The organism is Gordonia spumicola (assembly GCF_009932475.1).
Taxonomy (GTDB): domain Bacteria; phylum Actinomycetota; class Actinomycetes; order Mycobacteriales; family Mycobacteriaceae; genus Gordonia; species Gordonia spumicola.
This window is the reverse complement of the sequence record NZ_BJOV01000002.1, coordinates 186,029-200,713: the sequence shown is the minus strand read 5'-3', so window position 1 is coordinate 200,713 and position 14,685 is coordinate 186,029. Positions and strand designations below refer to the sequence as shown.

16 protein-coding genes and 1 pseudogene are annotated in these 14,685 nt (G+C 67.6%); 5 read left to right on the top strand and 12 right to left on the bottom strand.

The window, feature by feature from the left end; all coding sequences use genetic code 11:
- The first annotated feature begins 108 nt into the window (after positions 1–108).
- Together GYB83_RS02945 and GYB83_RS02940 are read left to right on the top strand one after the other, a co-directional pair.
- A complete protein-coding gene (locus GYB83_RS02945) occupies positions 109–732 on the top strand; it encodes a SanA/YdcF family protein (protein WP_228461142.1) in 624 nt (207 codons plus the stop codon).
- A 35-nt stretch (positions 733–767) separates the two neighbouring features.
- Complete coding sequence (locus tag GYB83_RS02940) at positions 768–1,274, top strand: beta-ketoacyl-[acyl-carrier-protein] synthase family protein (RefSeq protein WP_161894079.1); 507 nt, start codon at positions 768–770, stop codon at positions 1,272–1,274.
- Between the two features lie 3 nt (positions 1,275–1,277).
- Here GYB83_RS02940 and GYB83_RS02935 read toward each other — a convergent pair whose 3' ends face one another.
- On the bottom strand, positions 1,278–3,410 hold the full coding sequence (locus GYB83_RS02935; protein ID WP_161894078.1) for an acyltransferase family protein: 2,133 nt from the start codon (positions 3,408–3,410) through the stop codon (positions 1,278–1,280).
- Between the two features lie 196 nt (positions 3,411–3,606).
- On the opposite strand from GYB83_RS02935, the gene GYB83_RS02930 reads away from it, so the two are divergent.
- Positions 3,607–4,731, top strand: a complete 1,125-nt coding sequence (locus GYB83_RS02930) for an NDMA-dependent alcohol dehydrogenase (RefSeq protein WP_161894077.1) — start codon at positions 3,607–3,609, stop codon at positions 4,729–4,731.
- A gap of 61 nt (positions 4,732–4,792) precedes the next feature.
- Positions 4,793–5,377 (top strand): hypothetical protein, encoded by a 585-nt coding sequence (locus GYB83_RS02925; protein WP_161894076.1) that lies wholly within the window; start codon positions 4,793–4,795, stop codon positions 5,375–5,377.
- Positions 5,378–5,441: 64 nt separating this feature from the next.
- On the opposite strand, the gene GYB83_RS02920 is transcribed toward GYB83_RS02925, so the two are convergent.
- The 4 genes from GYB83_RS02920 to GYB83_RS02905 form a co-directional block, all read right to left on the bottom strand.
- The gene (locus GYB83_RS02920) at positions 5,442–7,091 is read right to left on the bottom strand and encodes a DUF2339 domain-containing protein (protein WP_161894075.1); all 1,650 of its coding nucleotides are present in this window, start codon (positions 7,089–7,091) and stop codon (positions 5,442–5,444) included.
- A gap of 112 nt (positions 7,092–7,203) precedes the next feature.
- Positions 7,204–7,845 carry a response regulator gene (locus tag GYB83_RS02915; protein ID WP_161894074.1) on the bottom strand — a complete coding sequence of 214 codons (642 nt, stop codon included), beginning with the start codon at positions 7,843–7,845 and terminating at the stop codon, positions 7,204–7,206.
- Positions 7,842–9,023, bottom strand: coding sequence for a MacS family sensor histidine kinase (gene macS / locus GYB83_RS02910; protein ID WP_161894073.1), 1,182 nt, complete (start codon positions 9,021–9,023; stop codon positions 7,842–7,844). The genes GYB83_RS02915 and macS overlap by 4 nt, the downstream gene beginning before the upstream one ends.
- 124 nt (positions 9,024–9,147) lie before the next feature.
- Positions 9,148–9,942 carry a crotonase/enoyl-CoA hydratase family protein gene (locus tag GYB83_RS02905; RefSeq protein ID WP_161894072.1) on the bottom strand — a complete coding sequence of 265 codons (795 nt, stop codon included), beginning with the start codon at positions 9,940–9,942 and terminating at the stop codon, positions 9,148–9,150.
- Positions 9,943–10,074: 132 nt separating this feature from the next.
- Here GYB83_RS02905 and GYB83_RS02900 point away from each other — a divergent pair, with 132 nt between their 5' ends.
- Complete coding sequence (locus tag GYB83_RS02900; RefSeq protein WP_161894071.1) at positions 10,075–10,653, top strand: hypothetical protein; 579 nt, start codon at positions 10,075–10,077, stop codon at positions 10,651–10,653.
- An 82-nt stretch (positions 10,654–10,735) separates the two neighbouring features.
- On the opposite strand, the pseudogene GYB83_RS02895 reads toward GYB83_RS02900, so the two are convergent.
- The 7 genes and pseudogenes from GYB83_RS02895 to GYB83_RS02870 all read right to left on the bottom strand — a co-directional run.
- Positions 10,736–10,843, bottom strand: a pseudogene (locus GYB83_RS02895) (DivIVA domain-containing protein); the annotation flags it as partial.
- Positions 10,844–10,928: 85 nt separating this feature from the next.
- On the bottom strand, positions 10,929–11,906 hold the full coding sequence (locus tag GYB83_RS02890) for a hypothetical protein (protein ID WP_161894069.1): 978 nt from the start codon (positions 11,904–11,906) through the stop codon (positions 10,929–10,931).
- Entirely contained in the window at positions 11,899–12,477 is a 579-nt protein-coding gene (locus GYB83_RS02885; RefSeq protein ID WP_161894068.1) for a signal peptidase I, read from the bottom strand. The genes GYB83_RS02890 and GYB83_RS02885 overlap by 8 nt, the downstream gene beginning before the upstream one ends.
- Before the next feature lie 6 nt (positions 12,478–12,483).
- Positions 12,484–13,113, bottom strand: a complete 630-nt coding sequence (locus tag GYB83_RS02880; RefSeq protein ID WP_161894067.1) for a SipW-dependent-type signal peptide-containing protein — start codon at positions 13,111–13,113, stop codon at positions 12,484–12,486.
- 13 nt (positions 13,114–13,126) lie between these two features.
- Positions 13,127–13,849 carry a S24/S26 family peptidase gene (locus tag GYB83_RS02875; protein WP_267130311.1) on the bottom strand — a complete coding sequence of 241 codons (723 nt, stop codon included), beginning with the start codon at positions 13,847–13,849 and terminating at the stop codon, positions 13,127–13,129.
- Positions 13,850–13,893: 44 nt separating this feature from the next.
- The gene (locus tag GYB83_RS23490; RefSeq protein ID WP_228461140.1) at positions 13,894–14,148 is read right to left on the bottom strand and encodes a hypothetical protein; all 255 of its coding nucleotides are present in this window, start codon (positions 14,146–14,148) and stop codon (positions 13,894–13,896) included.
- Positions 14,145–14,681 (bottom strand): hypothetical protein, encoded by a 537-nt coding sequence (locus tag GYB83_RS02870; RefSeq protein WP_161894066.1) that lies wholly within the window; start codon positions 14,679–14,681, stop codon positions 14,145–14,147. The genes GYB83_RS23490 and GYB83_RS02870 overlap by 4 nt, the downstream gene beginning before the upstream one ends.
- Positions 14,682–14,685: the final 4 nt, after the last annotated feature.

Here is a 14,685-nt window from a genome sequence, read left to right as displayed (position 1 = left end):
GTCTCCTCGGCGGGTGTGATGGTGCGCGAATGATTATGACATGACGCACACTTGCGGGCGTCGGGTGCCTCATGCCGCGGTCGGCGTCAAGGAGATTACAGTGTACGGGTGTTCACTCGTCGCCGGTGTCGGCTCTTCGTGCTGATACTGCTGATCGCGGTGGAGGCGCTTGTCGTGGTCACCTCGTCATGGGTGGCGATCGCCTCGCGCGGGCGGGTGGTGCAACCGTCCGAGATACCCGATGACGCCCCGACGACGCTCATCGTCCTCGGGGCGAAGGTCGAGGACCGTGAGGCGGGCGACTACGTTCGCGCTCGGCTCGACGTCGCCCTCGACCTGTACCGCACCGGCCGCGTGACGCGGATCCTCGTCTCCGGCAATGACGCCGACGACGCGGGCAACGAAGTCCACGTGATGCGCGCCTACCTGGAGGACAACGGGGTGCCCGCCGAACGGATCGTCGACGATCGGTTCGGCCTCAACACGGCCGCCACTTGCCGTCGTGCGGTGCGCGAGTTCGGGCTGCGTTCGGCGCTCATCGTCACGCAGGACTTCCACGCGGGACGGGCCGTGATGCTGTGCGACGCATACGGTCTCGACGCGATCGGCGTCATCGCGCCGTGCGGCCACTGCTCCCTCTACAGCAAGGTGCGGAACCAGTTCCGCGAGGCGTTGCTGTCGCGTCCACGCGCGGTGCTGGACGCGTTGACGTCCGCCGCGTCATTCGAATGAATAGATTTTCGTTTGCTGCACCGTAGCCTTGGCGTATGACCTCCGGACGACCCGGCCTCAACGTGGCCGGAATGGCTGTGACCAGCGGAGACTGGCCCGGACCGCTGCTCCCCGTCCGAGCGGCGTACGCCGCGCTCGACGATGCGGGTCTGCGCCCGTCCGACATCGGCGCGGTCATCCACGTCGGCGGCGACGAATCGGCGGCCGTCGCCGCCGCGGTCCGCGACGGACTGGGGGCGTCGACGTGCCGACTCACCTACGACGTCGGGGGCGGACCCGCCGGATTCGTGTCGGCCCTCGCGGTCGGGGCGTCGCTCCTCGCGGAGGGCAGAGGCGTGTTGATCACCGAGACCGACGACGACGGCGCCGCGTCCCTCGTGCTCACCGGGGCCGCGTCGTCCGCGGAGTACTCCGCGGAGCCGTTCGTCGTGCGGGCGTCGTCGCCGGTCCGCGCGCTGCTGTCGAGCCGCGACGGAGGGCACGCGGACGTGCTGCTCGTCGCGCCCGGCTCGGACGGCGCGTCCGTCCGCTGCCTGATGTGAGGCCTACGGTGCGGGCTTCCACCACCCGGTGGCGCGTCCGAAGTCGGCGTCCAGGTGGGGGAGGAAGCTGAGCGCGAAGGCGTTGGTGATGTGGTGGCCGTCGTGCCAGACGAGGATGTTGCCGACCACGGCCGGGCAGTACCCGTCGCGGCAGAAGCCGTCGGAGTAGTCCAGGAAGGTCATGTTCGGGAACTGGTCGGCGAACGCGTCGACAGGGTTGACCGGCGACAGCGCGCGATCCCGCGACACGCCGCACACCTCGGGGTTCTTGCCCGCGGCGACGCAGTCGCGCGGAAGCATCGGGCCGTGGGTCCACGGGGTGTCGCGGATGGCGATCACCTTCTGCCCGCGGGCCCGGAACTCGTCGAAGATGTCGAGGTAGCCGCGCGGCGTGGTGTCGCCCCGGCCGTCGGACACGGGCCGGGTGGCCGTGGTGAACACAACGTCCGGTTCGTCGACGGCGAGCCTGTCCATCACCGCCTCCGTCCACTCATTGCACTCGGTGAGGAGCCGACCGTCGATCTCGACGGACGCCTCGGTGCTGAGCGCGCAGCCCGCCTTCATGTACGTGGTGACGCGGAAGCCGCGACGTTTGCCGAGGGCGTCGATGGCGTTCATCCAGTGCTCCGAATGCGAGCCGCCGACGACGGCGACGGTGCGCTTGGCCCGGCGGTCGCCGTAGACGCCCACTTTCACGCGGGGATCGCCGAAGTTGGAGAAGTGCGGTCCGTGGTTGATCGGCCATTCGTCGACGACCGCTTCCGGGGACGGCACCGGGTCGACGGCGGGGACGGGGGCGTCGTCCAGGAACGCCCTCGCGCCCGGGTACAGCCGGGGATCGAGGTTCGACGTGTCGATGTACTGCTTCGACTCCCGGTACTGCCAGTACCCGGCGCTCGCGAACGCGAACACCGACACCACCACGAGGAACACCGCCATCAGCCTGCGGTAGCGGGTGGAGAAGCCGCCGCCGCGTCCCGCGCGCAATGGAGTCTCGACGTAGGTGGAGGTGAACCAGGCGATGGCGAGCGACACCAGCAGGATGCCGGTGCCCTCGACGAACGACACGCTGTCTTCGAAACGCCAGGTCATGTAGAAGATCAGCAGCGGCCAATGCCACAGGTAGAGGGCGTATGCGATGGATCCGAGCCAGACGATGTGCCGGTGGGCGAGCAGCTTGCCCGCGGGCGACAGGCCCGACTCCGGTGTCGCCGCGGACGCCGCCGAACCGAGCCAGATCAGGAGCAGCGTCGATCCGGCGGGGACGAGCGCCATCGCGGCCGGATACTCCTGAACACCCTCGATCCAGAAGCCGGACGACGCGATCAATGCGACGGCGCCGATGCTCAGGAGGGATCGCAGCCAGTTCGGGAGAGCGAGCCGCGGCATCCAGATCGCGAGCAGCCCACCGGTGATCGGCTCCCAGAGGCGGGCGATCGTGTCGTAGTAGTTGAACGTCTGATGCACGCCGTGGCGGTAGTTGGCCCACGCGAACGAGACGGCCGCGACCAGGGCGAGGGACCCGCCGACGATCCCCGTGATCACCGTGCGTCTGCCGAGGGCGGGCCACCAGCGCGCGCCGAGCTTGAGGAGGCCGCCGAGCGCGAACGCGGTGATGATGGTGATGAAGAAGAACTGGCCCTGCATCGCCATCGACCACAGGTGCTGCATCGGGCTTATCGCGGAGTCTGCCGCACCGTAGTCCTGCGACGCGAACGCCAGATGATAGTTCTGGTAGTACAGGGCGGACGCGATGAGTTCCCGACCGAGCGGACCCCACCGGGTCGACGGCATCAGCCACCACGTGAGGGCGGCGATGGCGGCCAACACGAGGAACAGGGCGGGGACGAGCCGCCGCAGCATGCGCGACAGTCGAGGCCACGGGTTGATCGCGACCGACCATCCGACGTCCGACGGGTTGGTGACGATGACGTGCTTGAGCAGGGACGCCACGAAGAAGTACCCGGACAGGGTGAGGAAGACGTCGACGCCGCCGGACACCCTGCCGAACCAGACGTGGAACACGGCGACCAGGAAGATCGCGATTCCGCGAAGCCCGTCGAGGTCGAGGCGGTAGCCGACGTCCGCCGTCTTCTGCGGCGACGCGCCACTCGCACTGCTTCGGGCATTCGTCACAGCGGGATGGTACGTGCAATCGCGTGCCGGATTCCATTCCGCGTCGGCGTGTCGTGTCGTCCGATCGGAGCAGTGGACGTCCACCGTAAATCGACATACGCCCACGCCGGGGGCTCGACGCGGGGCAGGATGAGACCGTGGTCACTCCGGTGTCGGGTGGCCTCGTCAACGACTCCGCGAAGAGAGTGATGTGCGCATGAAGACGAAAGCCGCTGTCCTGCACGGCCCCAACCAAGAGTGGCAGATCGAGGAGGTCGAGCTCGGTGATCCCGTCGCAGGCGAGGTCCAGGTTCGCTTGGCCGCGTCCGGCCTGTGCCATTCCGATCATCACCTGCGGACCGGGCAGTCGCCCGCGCCGTTCCCGGTTGTCGGTGGACATGAGGGCGCGGGTGTCGTCGTCAAGGTCGGTGAGGGCGTCACTCGATTCGCGGAGGGCGATCACGTCGTCACCGCGTTCATTCCCGCGTGCGGCGTGTGCGAGCCGTGTTCTCGCGGCGCGCAGAACATCTGCGACGAGGGTGCGGGCCTGCTGACGGGCCTCTCGATCTCCGACAAGACCCACCGCATCACGCAGGGCGACACGGGACTGACTCCGATGTGCCTGCTCGGGACCTTCTCGCCGTACATCACGGTGAACGAAGCGTCCCTCGTGAAGATCGAAGACGACATCCCGCTGCAGGCGGCCGCGCTCCTCGGGTGCGGCGTCGCCACCGGATGGGGCTCGGCGTCGGAGATCGGCGGAACGCGGCCCGGTGACACGGTGGTCGTGGTCGGCATCGGCGGCGTCGGCATCAACTCGGTGCAGGGCGCGAAGGCCGCGGGTGCGCGTCATGTGATCGCGATCGACCCGGTGGCGTTCAAACGTGACATGGCGGAGAAGCTCGGCGCCACCCACACGTTCGAGTCGATGGAGGCGGCCACCCCGGTCGTCAACGAGCTGACGTGGGGAAAGATGGCGCACACCGTCGTCCTGACCGTCGGTGAGATGAAGGGCGAATACATCGCGCCCGCCGCCGCGATGACCGCGAAGGGCGGTCAGGTGATCGTCGTCGGCATGGGCGACTACGCGGCGATGGACGTCAAGCTCAACCTGTTCGAGCTGACACTCCTGCAGAAACGCATCCAGGGCGCGATCTTCGGCGGGGCTGGCCCTCGCACGCAGATCCCGAAACTCTGCAACGAGTACCGGGCGGGACAGCTCAACCTGGCCGACCTCGTGACCCAGACGTACCGTCTCGAAGACATCAACCGCGCCTACGACGACATGCTCGACGGCAACAACATCCGTGGCATGGTCGTCTTCGACGAGGCCGACTGGTAGATCATCTGATCGAACGACGCACCCGCGCAGCGTCCTGCGCGGGTGCGCTACGTTCTTTCGCATGACTCAGCCTCAGCAGCCCGGAAACTTCCCGCCGCCGCAGCAGCCTCAGCAGCCGAACTTCCAGCAGCCCGGAGGCGTTCCGCCGCAGGCGCCGAACTACGCGCAGCAGCAGCCGGTCGGTGGGCCAGGCTACGCTCCCGCCGCGGCTCCGGCGAACGAGTACACCGGGTTCTCGATCGGCGCCGTCGTCACGATGCTCGGCGCGGTCCTCGTCCTCGCCAGCTACCCGATGGTGTGGGCGGTCGCGAAGCTCGACTCGGGTGCGACCGTCACGGGCTTCGGCACCAAGACCAACGGCAGCATCTTCCAGATCACCGAGGTGTCGATGGGCCGACTGCACTGGCTGGCCGGCGTCGCGATGCTCGGCCTCATCGGTGTCGCGCTCGCCCGGCTGATGGGCAAGTTCAGCGAGAACCTCAAGCGCCTGCCGATCATCTTCGGAGTGCTCGCCATCCTCAGCGCGGGCTTCACCTACATCAGCCTCGGCAGCGACTTCAAGGCAGGCAGCGGCCTGTACCTGGCCCTCGTCGGTGCGATCATCGCGCTCGCGGGCGGACTCGTGATGTCGCTCCTGAAGAAGTAGTCCACGCATTGCACACGAAGGACCCCTCTGCTCGCGGAAGCAGAGGGGTCCTTCGATTCTCTCGTCACGAGGTGTGCGCGAGTTCGTCGTCCGACGTGGTGAGGGTCTGGGCGTAGGAGACGCCGAGGCCGAGGAGCATGAGGCCGACCACCATGAACGCGATGACCCGGTAGACGCCGTCGAGCGTCGCGAGGTCGAAGAGGAAGAGCTTGCCGATCGCGGCGGCCATCACTGCGAGACCTGCGGTGAGGACGACGGCGCGGTCGGACCCGGCCAGCCTGCGTGCGACGAGCAGGGCGATCACGGCGACCGCGCCCCAGATGATCGTCGCGGCCGCGTGACCCGAACGGAAGGCGGCGTCGGCGTCCGACGTGACGAGGTGCGCGACGCTCAGGCTGCCGGTCGTGACCAGCCAGAGCGACATGATCGCGCCGCCCATCGTGATCGGCAGTGCGTCCTTGCGGTAGGCGGTGGCCCACGACCAGGTGATCAGCCCGACGGCGATCAGCCCGAGGACGGTGCCCATGACGAGCGAGGCGTAGGTGGAACGCGAGTCGAGTTCGGGGGAGAACACCTGGGCCGCGGCGCCGTAGCCGTTGAGCATGAGGACGCCGATGACGCCGAACACGGTGGCGAGGATCCGGACGACGAAGGCGAGGTCACGCGCCGCGTACGAGGCGCCCGCGAGGACGACGCTCGCGGCGAGCATCGACGACGGCTGGTACGCGGTGTCGACGGCGTACCCGGTGGCGAGCATCAGCAGGACCGCGGAGGGCAGCAGCCACATGACGCGGACGTCGCGGGCGGCCACGCGCACCGTCCCGAAGGCCGCCGCACCGTAGATCGCTGCTCCCGCGGCGAGCATGGCGGCCGCCGGGGCGCCGAGTTCGCTGACCGCGAAGATCAGCGGGAGGGCGGCGGCGCCCGCCACGAGTGCGATCAGTTCGGGGTACGCATTGGTGCGGGCCAGCAGGACCGACGATCCGACGATCACGGCCGCGCCGGCCAGTGCCAGTGACGCCGCGATCCACGGGTCCGCCGGGTATGCGCCGTAGACGATCGCGGGCAGAACGACGGCCGCGGTGTTGACCAGGAACATGGGCGTCCAGCCGCGTCCCACCTGGATCCACGTGCTTGCGGCGACGTAGACGATCAGGAAGGCGACGAGCGTGTCGTCGATACCGCCGTTGACGATCGCGGAGAGGATGAAGACGGGGATCGAGACCATCAGGCCGAGGGTCTGGGAGTCCCACCGGTGGGCGACGGTCAGCCCGACGCCCGCGATCGCGCCGGTCGCGGCGAGCGCCGCGGGGACCGGGATCCAGTGGTAGATCGTGCTGGTGGCGAGGACGTCGAAGAGGAGTCCGGCGATGCCGGTCGCGACGAGGGCGACGGCACCGGGACGTTTGGCCGGGGCCCGTCCGATCCAGATGCCGAGCGCGGCGAGCGCGGCCGCGAGGACCCCGCCGCCCGCGACGCGGACCTCGGGGCGCAGGAGTCCGGCCTGTGCGGCGAGGACAAGCAGCATCACCATGCCCGACAGGGTGATCGCGACGCCGACACCGGCGAGGATCCGCCCGATGAGACCGGACTCGGCGGCAGCGGAAAGCCGTTGCCCGAGAGTCTTCCTCGGCGGCAACGGCGGTAGGGGATACGGCGTGTACGTGTTGGTCTGGTACTGGACGTGGGGCTGGAACTGCGGCGTCTGGTTCATGCCTTCAACACTCGTCCGAACCGCGGTCCCGATCATGAGTGGAACTACTCAGACCGCATGGTCACTTGCTCGTGCGCACCCGGCTGTGAGTTCGACGAGCGGAGCGAGGAGGTCAGTCGGCGTCGAGGCCGTGTTCGATGGCGTAGCGGGCGAGTTCGACGCGATTGCCGAGTTGGAGTTTTCGGAGGGCGGAGCCGACGTGGTTCTCGACGGTCCTCGGGCTGATCTCCAACCGGGTCGCGATCTGGCGCGACGACAGCCCCTTGGCGACATGCCGCAGGACCTCGGTCTCGCGGGAGGTGAGGACGGGGGCGTCCGCCCGGGGAGAAGCCGACATGCGTCGGTACTCGCCGAGGACGAGTCCGGCGAGCCCCGGGGTGAACACGGGCTGGCCGTCGCCGGTGGCGGTGACGGCGGCGATCAGCTCCGACTGTTGGGCGCTCTTCACGAGATACCCGGTGGCGCCGGCCTTGATGGCGTCGAGGACGTCATCGCGTTCGTCGGACGCCGACAGGATCAGCACACGAGCACCCGGATGGACGGCGAGCACGGCGGCCGTCGCCTGGGCGCCGGTGCCGTCGGGCAGATTCATGTCCATGAGCACCACGTCGGGCAGGACCGTCGCGGCGCGTGTGCCTGCGGCGGCGACGCTGTCCGCGGTGGCGACGACGTCGAACCCGTTGTCGGTGAGGTCGCGGGCCACCCCCTCGCGCCACATGGGGTGATCGTCGACCACCATCACTCGCAGTGTCATGTGCGGCTCTCCTTCGGTGCGGACAGTTCCCATTCTGTCCCGGCATCGGGCCCGGACTCCAAGCGCGCGGTTCCGCCGAGCGCTTCGACACGGCCGATCACCGACCTCGAGATGCCGAGGCGGCCTTCGGCTTCGGCGGCGGCGAGGCGCCCGTCGGGGATGCCGACGCCGTCGTCTCGGACGCTGACGATCACCTGGTCGCCGAGATCTTCCAGCAGGATGAACGCTTCGGCTCCGGGGCCGGCGTGGTGGGTGACGTTGTCGAGGATGTTGTCGACGGCGGCGACGAGTTCGTCGGCGACGAGGGCGGAGACGGTGACCGGTTCGGCGGGTGCGCTGACGTGGATGCGGGGGCCGGAGACGGTTCGCAGGACGGCGGCGAGGTCGCGTTCGGCGGGCTCGAGAGCGGTGTCGGGGGTATCGGCGATGAGGGCACGGAGGCGTCGTTCCTGTTCAGCGGCCAGTTCGGCGAGCTGTGCAGCGTCGCCGCCGATCTCACGTCCCCGCTTCGCCATGAGCGCGAGGACTTGGAGGACGCCGTCGTGGACTTCGCGGGAGAGTCGTTCGCGTTCGGCCGATCGGGCGGCGACAGCGACGGCGGCGACGAGTTCGCCGTGGACTTTCCGAGCGCGCGACGCCGCCATGCCGACGGCTGCCGCCGCGGAGACGAGGAGGATGGCCGTCGCGTTGCGGCCGAAGTTGAGGTAGACCTCGCCCTTCACGTAGTAGTTCGCGCACGCGATGGCGAGGGCCGCCGCGGCACCCCACAGGGTGCCGCCGATGACGGCCGTCGAGAGCGCCGCGTTCGTCATCCACAGGGTGGTGGGCCAAGTCTGGTTGGCGGAGATCCACGAGCCGTCGGCGACGAACGACGTGGACATCATCATCGCGGCAGACACCGCGACCTCGACGGCGACGAACCAGGGGCGTCGCCCGAACCCGACGAGGTAGCCGACGGTCCACCAGATGTTGGCGACGGTCATGACGCCGAACAGGGCCCACGTGAGGCCGGGCCTTGTCAGGTCGCCGTTGACGGCGATCTGGAAGCCGAGCGCGTACACGAACGACAGCAGTCGGAAGATCTGCGCGGCCCGCCACAACGGCCCAACCGGATCGCGGTCCTGAATCTCGCGCCAGCTCTGCACGATCTGCGGCGTGCGCCTGTCGCTGCGTTCCATGCACCGACCGTAGCGATACAACCCGCCCGTCGAGGTGCGTGTTCGCGTAACCGTCACCGGAGCGGGGGAGCAATGGAGTGTGGAGGGTTGCCTGCTGTAAGCAGTGACGGTCAGACGTGGAAGCTCAGATCTGCCGCTCTTCGAAGACCGGCTTCTCTTTGGACAGTCCGGCCTTCCGGGCGATCGCGTGGTTGCGTCCGCGGAGAAGCCGGACCTGAAGTGCCTGTTCCACGGGGAACGAGAGTCGCGAGCCGTTGTACCAGGTGTTCTCGAACAGGGCCTTCGACGCGGCGACGGCGTCCGGGGAGCGTTCCTTGATCGCGACGACGAGTGCTTCGGCGTCGGCCAGTGGATCGTCGGAGACTCCGGACACTAGGCCCCAGTCGAGCGCTTGGGCTGCGTTGAACATCTCGCCGGTCATGGTCAGGCGTTTCGCGACGTCGATGGTGGTGAGCTGTGCGATGCTCGCGGTGAGCGACATGTCGGGGATCAGTCCCCATTTCGCTTCGAGGATCGACAGATCGGTGCCGGTGGAGGCGAAACGGAAGTCGGCGGCGAGTGCGATCTGCAGTCCGCCGCCGTAGCAGTGCCCGTGCAGCACGGCGATAACCGGGACCGGGACGTTGCGCCACGCCCAGCCCGCGTTCTGGAAGTTGTTGGCGGCCGACGACTTCTTCGGGACCAGCATCCGCATGATCCGGCCCTGCTCCTTGCCCGCGGACGCGAAGTCGAGGCCGGAGCAGAACGAGTCTCCCTCGCCGGAGATGATCACCGCGCGCAGACTCCGGTCGCTCGAGGCGCGACGAGCCGCGGCGGCAAGGTCGTCGAGCATGTCGAGGGTGAGGCCGTTGTGCTTCTCGGGCCGGTTGAGGCTCACGTACGCGACCTGGTCGCGGACCTCGTAGCTGATGTCGCTCATGGGCGAAGGGTAGCGCGGGTGTCTGTGCGTGTGAACATCACTGACCTGTCGTTTGCTGTCACCAGGCGACAGGAAACGACAGGTTAGAGCCTTCACGGGCATCGACCGATCCCGTGGTCGTAGTCTCGGCACATGACGATGCTCGGGAATGTCGCGTGCGCGGACGTGACATTTGGCGATGGTGTGGTCACGCTGCGGGAGTATCCGTTTCCGGCGGCGTCGGTGGTCGACAGGCCGGTGCTGCACGTGGCGCGGATTCGGGACGTCGACCCGGCGGCGTGCCCTCCGGAGATCAGGACCGTCGACGGCGAGACGCTGTTCATCGTGAAGGCGTTGGAGCCGGATCTCGCCGCGTTCGCCGAACGGAACGGGATTCCCCAGGTCCGACGACCCGACGCGTGGGGACTGCTGCTCGAACCGTTCCTCGACACGTCGTTCACTGACGAGGACGCTCGGGCGAGCATCGACGCGCTCGCCGAGATGGGCGTCGGACGTGACGAGGCGCGCCGCGTCCGACGCCGTGTCGGGCGAATGATGCTCGCCTACAACGCGATCATGTGGGACTGGGCCGACCTCGGCCTCGCAGACCTCCTCACCGCCGCGGCGTGGAGGCCCGATCTGTTGGTTCTGCGGGGCCGGGCCAGGGACTTCTACGCCTGGGCGATGGAGATCGCCGACCGCCCGACCACTCGTCACGTCGACGGCCGGTAGCGGCCGAACGCGACACCAGACCAACGGGGGCCGGTCAGATCTTCTCGTATTTCGACAGTCGAGTGCGGAGTTCCGAGACCGTGGCTTCCACGAGATCGAGGTACGCGTCGACCTCGTCCTCGTTGTACCCACGCTTGCCGAACGGCGGCTTGCTGAACGCGACGTCATGAATCTCTTCGGGGGTCAACATGACCGCACTCTAACGGTTGCGATTCCGGGCATGAAGAAAGCGCCCGGCCGTCGGGGATTTCGGCCGGGCGCTTCCGTTCAGGGGATCAACTCAGGGTGCAGGTCTTGGGATTGACCGTCTTCACCGTGCTGCCGTTCGTCACCGAGACGGTGTTGCCGTTGCTCGACGGCGTATCGCCTTCGGCCATGTCGAAGTCGCAGATCTCGGTGCCGTTCTTGTAGATGATCAGCTTCTTCGTGGTGCCCGCGATACCAACGCCGTACGTGATCTTGTCGGCCTCAGCGGAGGACGTCGTCGGTGCCTTCGACTCCTCGGTGGACGTGGGTGCTTCGCTCGACGGCGCGGACGGCGTCGACGAGGTGGACGACGGAGCCTCGGTCGACGACGGCTTGCTCGACGTCGTCGGAGCGGTCGACGACGGCGAAGTACTGGCGTCGGCAGGCGGTTCGAACGCCGCGCGGTTGCTCCGCTGAACGTTGATCACTTCTTCGGAGTCGAACGGGGTGTAGTCCGTCGTCTCCTGCCAGGTGGTGATGTTCACCGGGCCTTCGGTCGCCGTACCCTTCGAGTAGTTGCAGCGACCGCCATCCCGGTAGAAGTAGATGGACACGTAGCCTGTGGATCGTTCGTTTGTCGTGGCGTTCACGCCGTAGACTCGATACTCATGGGTGGAGCCGCCGTTGTTCTCCATGCCAGTTTGGCGCTCGCGGGTCGACGCCACGAGGTTTGGGCTGGTCCACATCAACAGGGTTCCTGAGTTGCCCCATTCTTCGATCTGCCACAGCTGGTCGGCGGGGGTTCCAGAAGCCGCCTGCCACTTCAGGGTCGCATTGCCGCCGAAACAAGTACCTGGGGTGGAGTAGCTCGGATTGACCGGGGCTCGCACCGGGAAGAAGTTCTGGCTGGCGATCTGCGACGTGTTGGCGCTGACCGCATCGTTGTTCGCGGCGAGAGTGTCGGTGGTGGACAGCGCGCCGACGGCTACGGCCGCGGCCCCGCCGATGGCGAGGAGTGCGCGCGTGGACGGGATCTTGCCCCGGACGGACTGGAAGAGTTCAGGCATGGTCTGCCTCCTGGAGTTGCGGCTCGCTGCTCTCGGCGGGCTCGTCGGTCGAAAGGGTGCGGTCGCTCGGGCGGCGAATCGGGCCGAACGCGAGCATCAAAAGGGCGCCGGCGATGATTCCGCCGATGAAGATGGCTGTCTTGCTCGAGAGCCAGGCTGCGACATAGCCGAGGACGGGGACACTGGTGATGACCCGATCGGCACGTGTCACGACATAGGGAGAGGGGTCGGGAACGCGATTGGCGTCGCCTTTCAGAGTCAACGACACCGAACCGTCGCCGACGTTCTCGATGCCGATCACCCGGTGAGTGATCCGAGTGCCGACTTCGTTGTCGACGCTCACCACGTCGCCGACTCGGAGGTCGGCGGCATCGACGGTCCGGGCCAGGGCGAGTGAACCGGTGGGGATGTCGGGGGACATGGAACCGGAGCGGAACACCAGCGGGGTCACCCCGAACACCATCGATCCGATCGCCACGACGATGCAGGCCAAACCGAGGATCGCACCGACATTGAGCAGCAGCTCACGTCGTGAGTGATGACCGGAGGCGGTATCGGTGAGTCGACTCATCTGAGGTCAGGCCTTGGTCGCGGTGAACTTGAACTTGGCGGAGACCGCGGCCATGCGGGCCTCCTTCGGCGCGTTGGCGTTGACCTTCACCTGGATGCACAGATTCTCGGTGCCGTTCACGGCCAGCGGAGCGGTGGTCGGCACGAGCGCCTTGGACCCGATCAGGAGCGGCGTGTCGGCGGTGCCGACGACGGTGCCGCCGGTGCAGGTGGCGCCGCTCACCGTACCGTTCTTGAGGACCGTGACCAGGAGATTCTGCGCGAAGATCGCTGCGCTGGCACCGCCGTACGTGGCGGTGCCGTTGTTCGCGATATCGACGCCCATGGCGTAGGTGAAGGCATCCGAGCCCGTGTTCTTGACGGTGAGCAGACCGGCCGTCGTAGCGCCGCGCGCCATGTTGATCTTCTTCAAGCCGACGAAGTTGTAGACCGGGCGGTTGTCGTTGACGGTCATCTTGATGTTGACCGCGTTCGTCGAGAACATGCCGGTGGTGGCGGTCGCGGTGTCGGACCAGGCGGCCATCGTGCCGACGGCGCCGAGGCCGAAGACCATGCCTAGGGATGCGATGGCACGGGCGCGGGTCCAGCCGGTCGCGCCGAGGCGACCGCGCAGGCGGGATTCGGTGGGAGTAGACATCTGTTGCCTCATGTCACTTGATGATGGGGATCGGTCGGGTGGTCGCGGTCGACGGCACGTCCGCGAGGGGTTCAGCCGGGGGAGGGGCCGGCGCGCCACACACGTGGCATGGCGATGGCGAGTACGCATGCGGCACGGCCATCTGTTGGGCGGGGAACATTCTTGCGCTCGGCGATCCCGCGTGGCCGCCGAGCGGTTGGACCGGGGTGGGAGCCGGTGACGGTGCCGAGGCGTATTCGTAGGGATCGGGCTGGGGTGCGACGACGGCAGGTGTCGCGACGACGTCCGTCGCCGGTGCGGCAGTGACGACCAGCGAACCGAGGGTGCCGGGATCGGCTGCGGGCCACTCGGACGAACTGGTCTCCCCGGACTCCGGACCCGGTGGTGGCGCATCGGCCTTGTCGGTGGGTTCGGGGTCGCCGTCCTTGGGCTTCTTGCGGTCCCGGATGCTGCCGATCCACATCCAGAGCGCGTAGAGACCTAGCGCTCCCGCGATGAGGAACACAGCGATGCTCCGCGAGTTGCCGGACATCACGTTGTTCAGATAGCCGAGCTTCGGTATCGAGTAGATGAGCCTGCCGCGGATCTGCTCCTCGACCAGCTGAACCGGATCGGTGGAGTTGTTCGCATCGCCCTTGGTGATGAACCGGCGGGTGCCGGATGCGTCGTACACGATGCTGATGATGCGGTGCGTCGTGACGGACGGGTCGCCCGACTTCGGCTGGAACGTGATCACGTCGCCGGCCTTCAACTGGTCGCCCGGAGTCGGTTTGACGACGATCAACGTCCCCGGGGGGACGTCGGCTCCATCGAACCGGTCAGGACGGTGTACGCGGTCGAGCCGGTCAGTCGCGGAACCACCACGAGTGCTGCGAGCAGCGCGACGGCGGCGGCGAGCAGGGTCCACGAGGCGATGGTCTTGACCCACCACAGGAGTGGAGTCTTCTCATCGTCGTCGACACCGTGCTCGACGTCGTCGGTGTCCGGCGAGGGCTGAGCCTCGTCGACGTGGTGTGTTCCGCGACCCGAAATCATGAGTTCGAGACCGACTCAGCGCCGAAGGTGAAGGTGGCGTTGCTCGACTGCGCGGTCTGCGCGTTGTCGGCGATGGTCACCTTCAGGCACAGCACCTCGGTGGTTCCAGCGGAGACGTTCTGCGGTGCCGTGAACGCGGTGTTCGCCGCACCGTTGTAGAGCTCGGTGCCGGGAGTCCCGGTTGCCGTGCAGGCTGCCTGATCGGCGACCTTCGCAACGCGGAGCATGAGCGGCGCGGAGCCGTTCACGGCGACGCTGTTGAGCTTGTACCGCATGGTGACGTTGCCCGAGTTGATGACCGGCAGCGGCTTCTGGACGCTCTGACCTGCGTCGGCGTCAGTGAGGGTCAATCCATCGAGATTGAAGCTCTTGACGCCGCTCTGGCCCGCCGAGATCTCGAGTGTTCCCGCGGTGACGGTGCCGCCGGGTGCGGATGCTTCCGAACGCCAGAGGGCGCCGGTCTGCTGGAGGGAGAAGAATCCCACCAGCAGAACCGCCGCCGCTGCGAGCGCCCATTTGATTTGGGGCTTCACGATT

Coding starts and splice junctions, on each gene's coding strand:
- GYB83_RS02885 (WP_161894068.1), bottom strand. CDS start 12,477: ATGAGTCGACTCACCGATACCGCCTCCGGTCATCACTCACGACGTGAG.
- GYB83_RS02915 (WP_161894074.1), bottom strand. CDS start 7,845: ATGACACTGCGAGTGATGGTGGTCGACGATCACCCCATGTGGCGCGAG.
- GYB83_RS02900 (WP_161894071.1), top strand. CDS start 10,075: ATGACGATGCTCGGGAATGTCGCGTGCGCGGACGTGACATTTGGCGAT.
- macS (WP_161894073.1), bottom strand. CDS start 9,023: ATGGAACGCAGCGACAGGCGCACGCCGCAGATCGTGCAGAGCTGGCGC.
- GYB83_RS02905 (WP_161894072.1), bottom strand. CDS start 9,942: ATGAGCGACATCAGCTACGAGGTCCGCGACCAGGTCGCGTACGTGAGC.
- GYB83_RS23490 (WP_228461140.1), bottom strand. CDS start 14,148: ATGATTTCGGGTCGCGGAACACACCACGTCGACGAGGCTCAGCCCTCG.
- GYB83_RS02940 (WP_161894079.1), top strand. CDS start 768: ATGACCTCCGGACGACCCGGCCTCAACGTGGCCGGAATGGCTGTGACC.
- GYB83_RS02920 (WP_161894075.1), bottom strand. CDS start 7,091: ATGAACCAGACGCCGCAGTTCCAGCCCCACGTCCAGTACCAGACCAAC.
- GYB83_RS02925 (WP_161894076.1), top strand. CDS start 4,793: ATGACTCAGCCTCAGCAGCCCGGAAACTTCCCGCCGCCGCAGCAGCCT.
- GYB83_RS02880 (WP_161894067.1), bottom strand. CDS start 13,113: ATGTCTACTCCCACCGAATCCCGCCTGCGCGGTCGCCTCGGCGCGACC.
- GYB83_RS02890 (WP_161894069.1), bottom strand. CDS start 11,906: ATGCCTGAACTCTTCCAGTCCGTCCGGGGCAAGATCCCGTCCACGCGC.
- GYB83_RS02930 (WP_161894077.1), top strand. CDS start 3,607: ATGAAGACGAAAGCCGCTGTCCTGCACGGCCCCAACCAAGAGTGGCAG.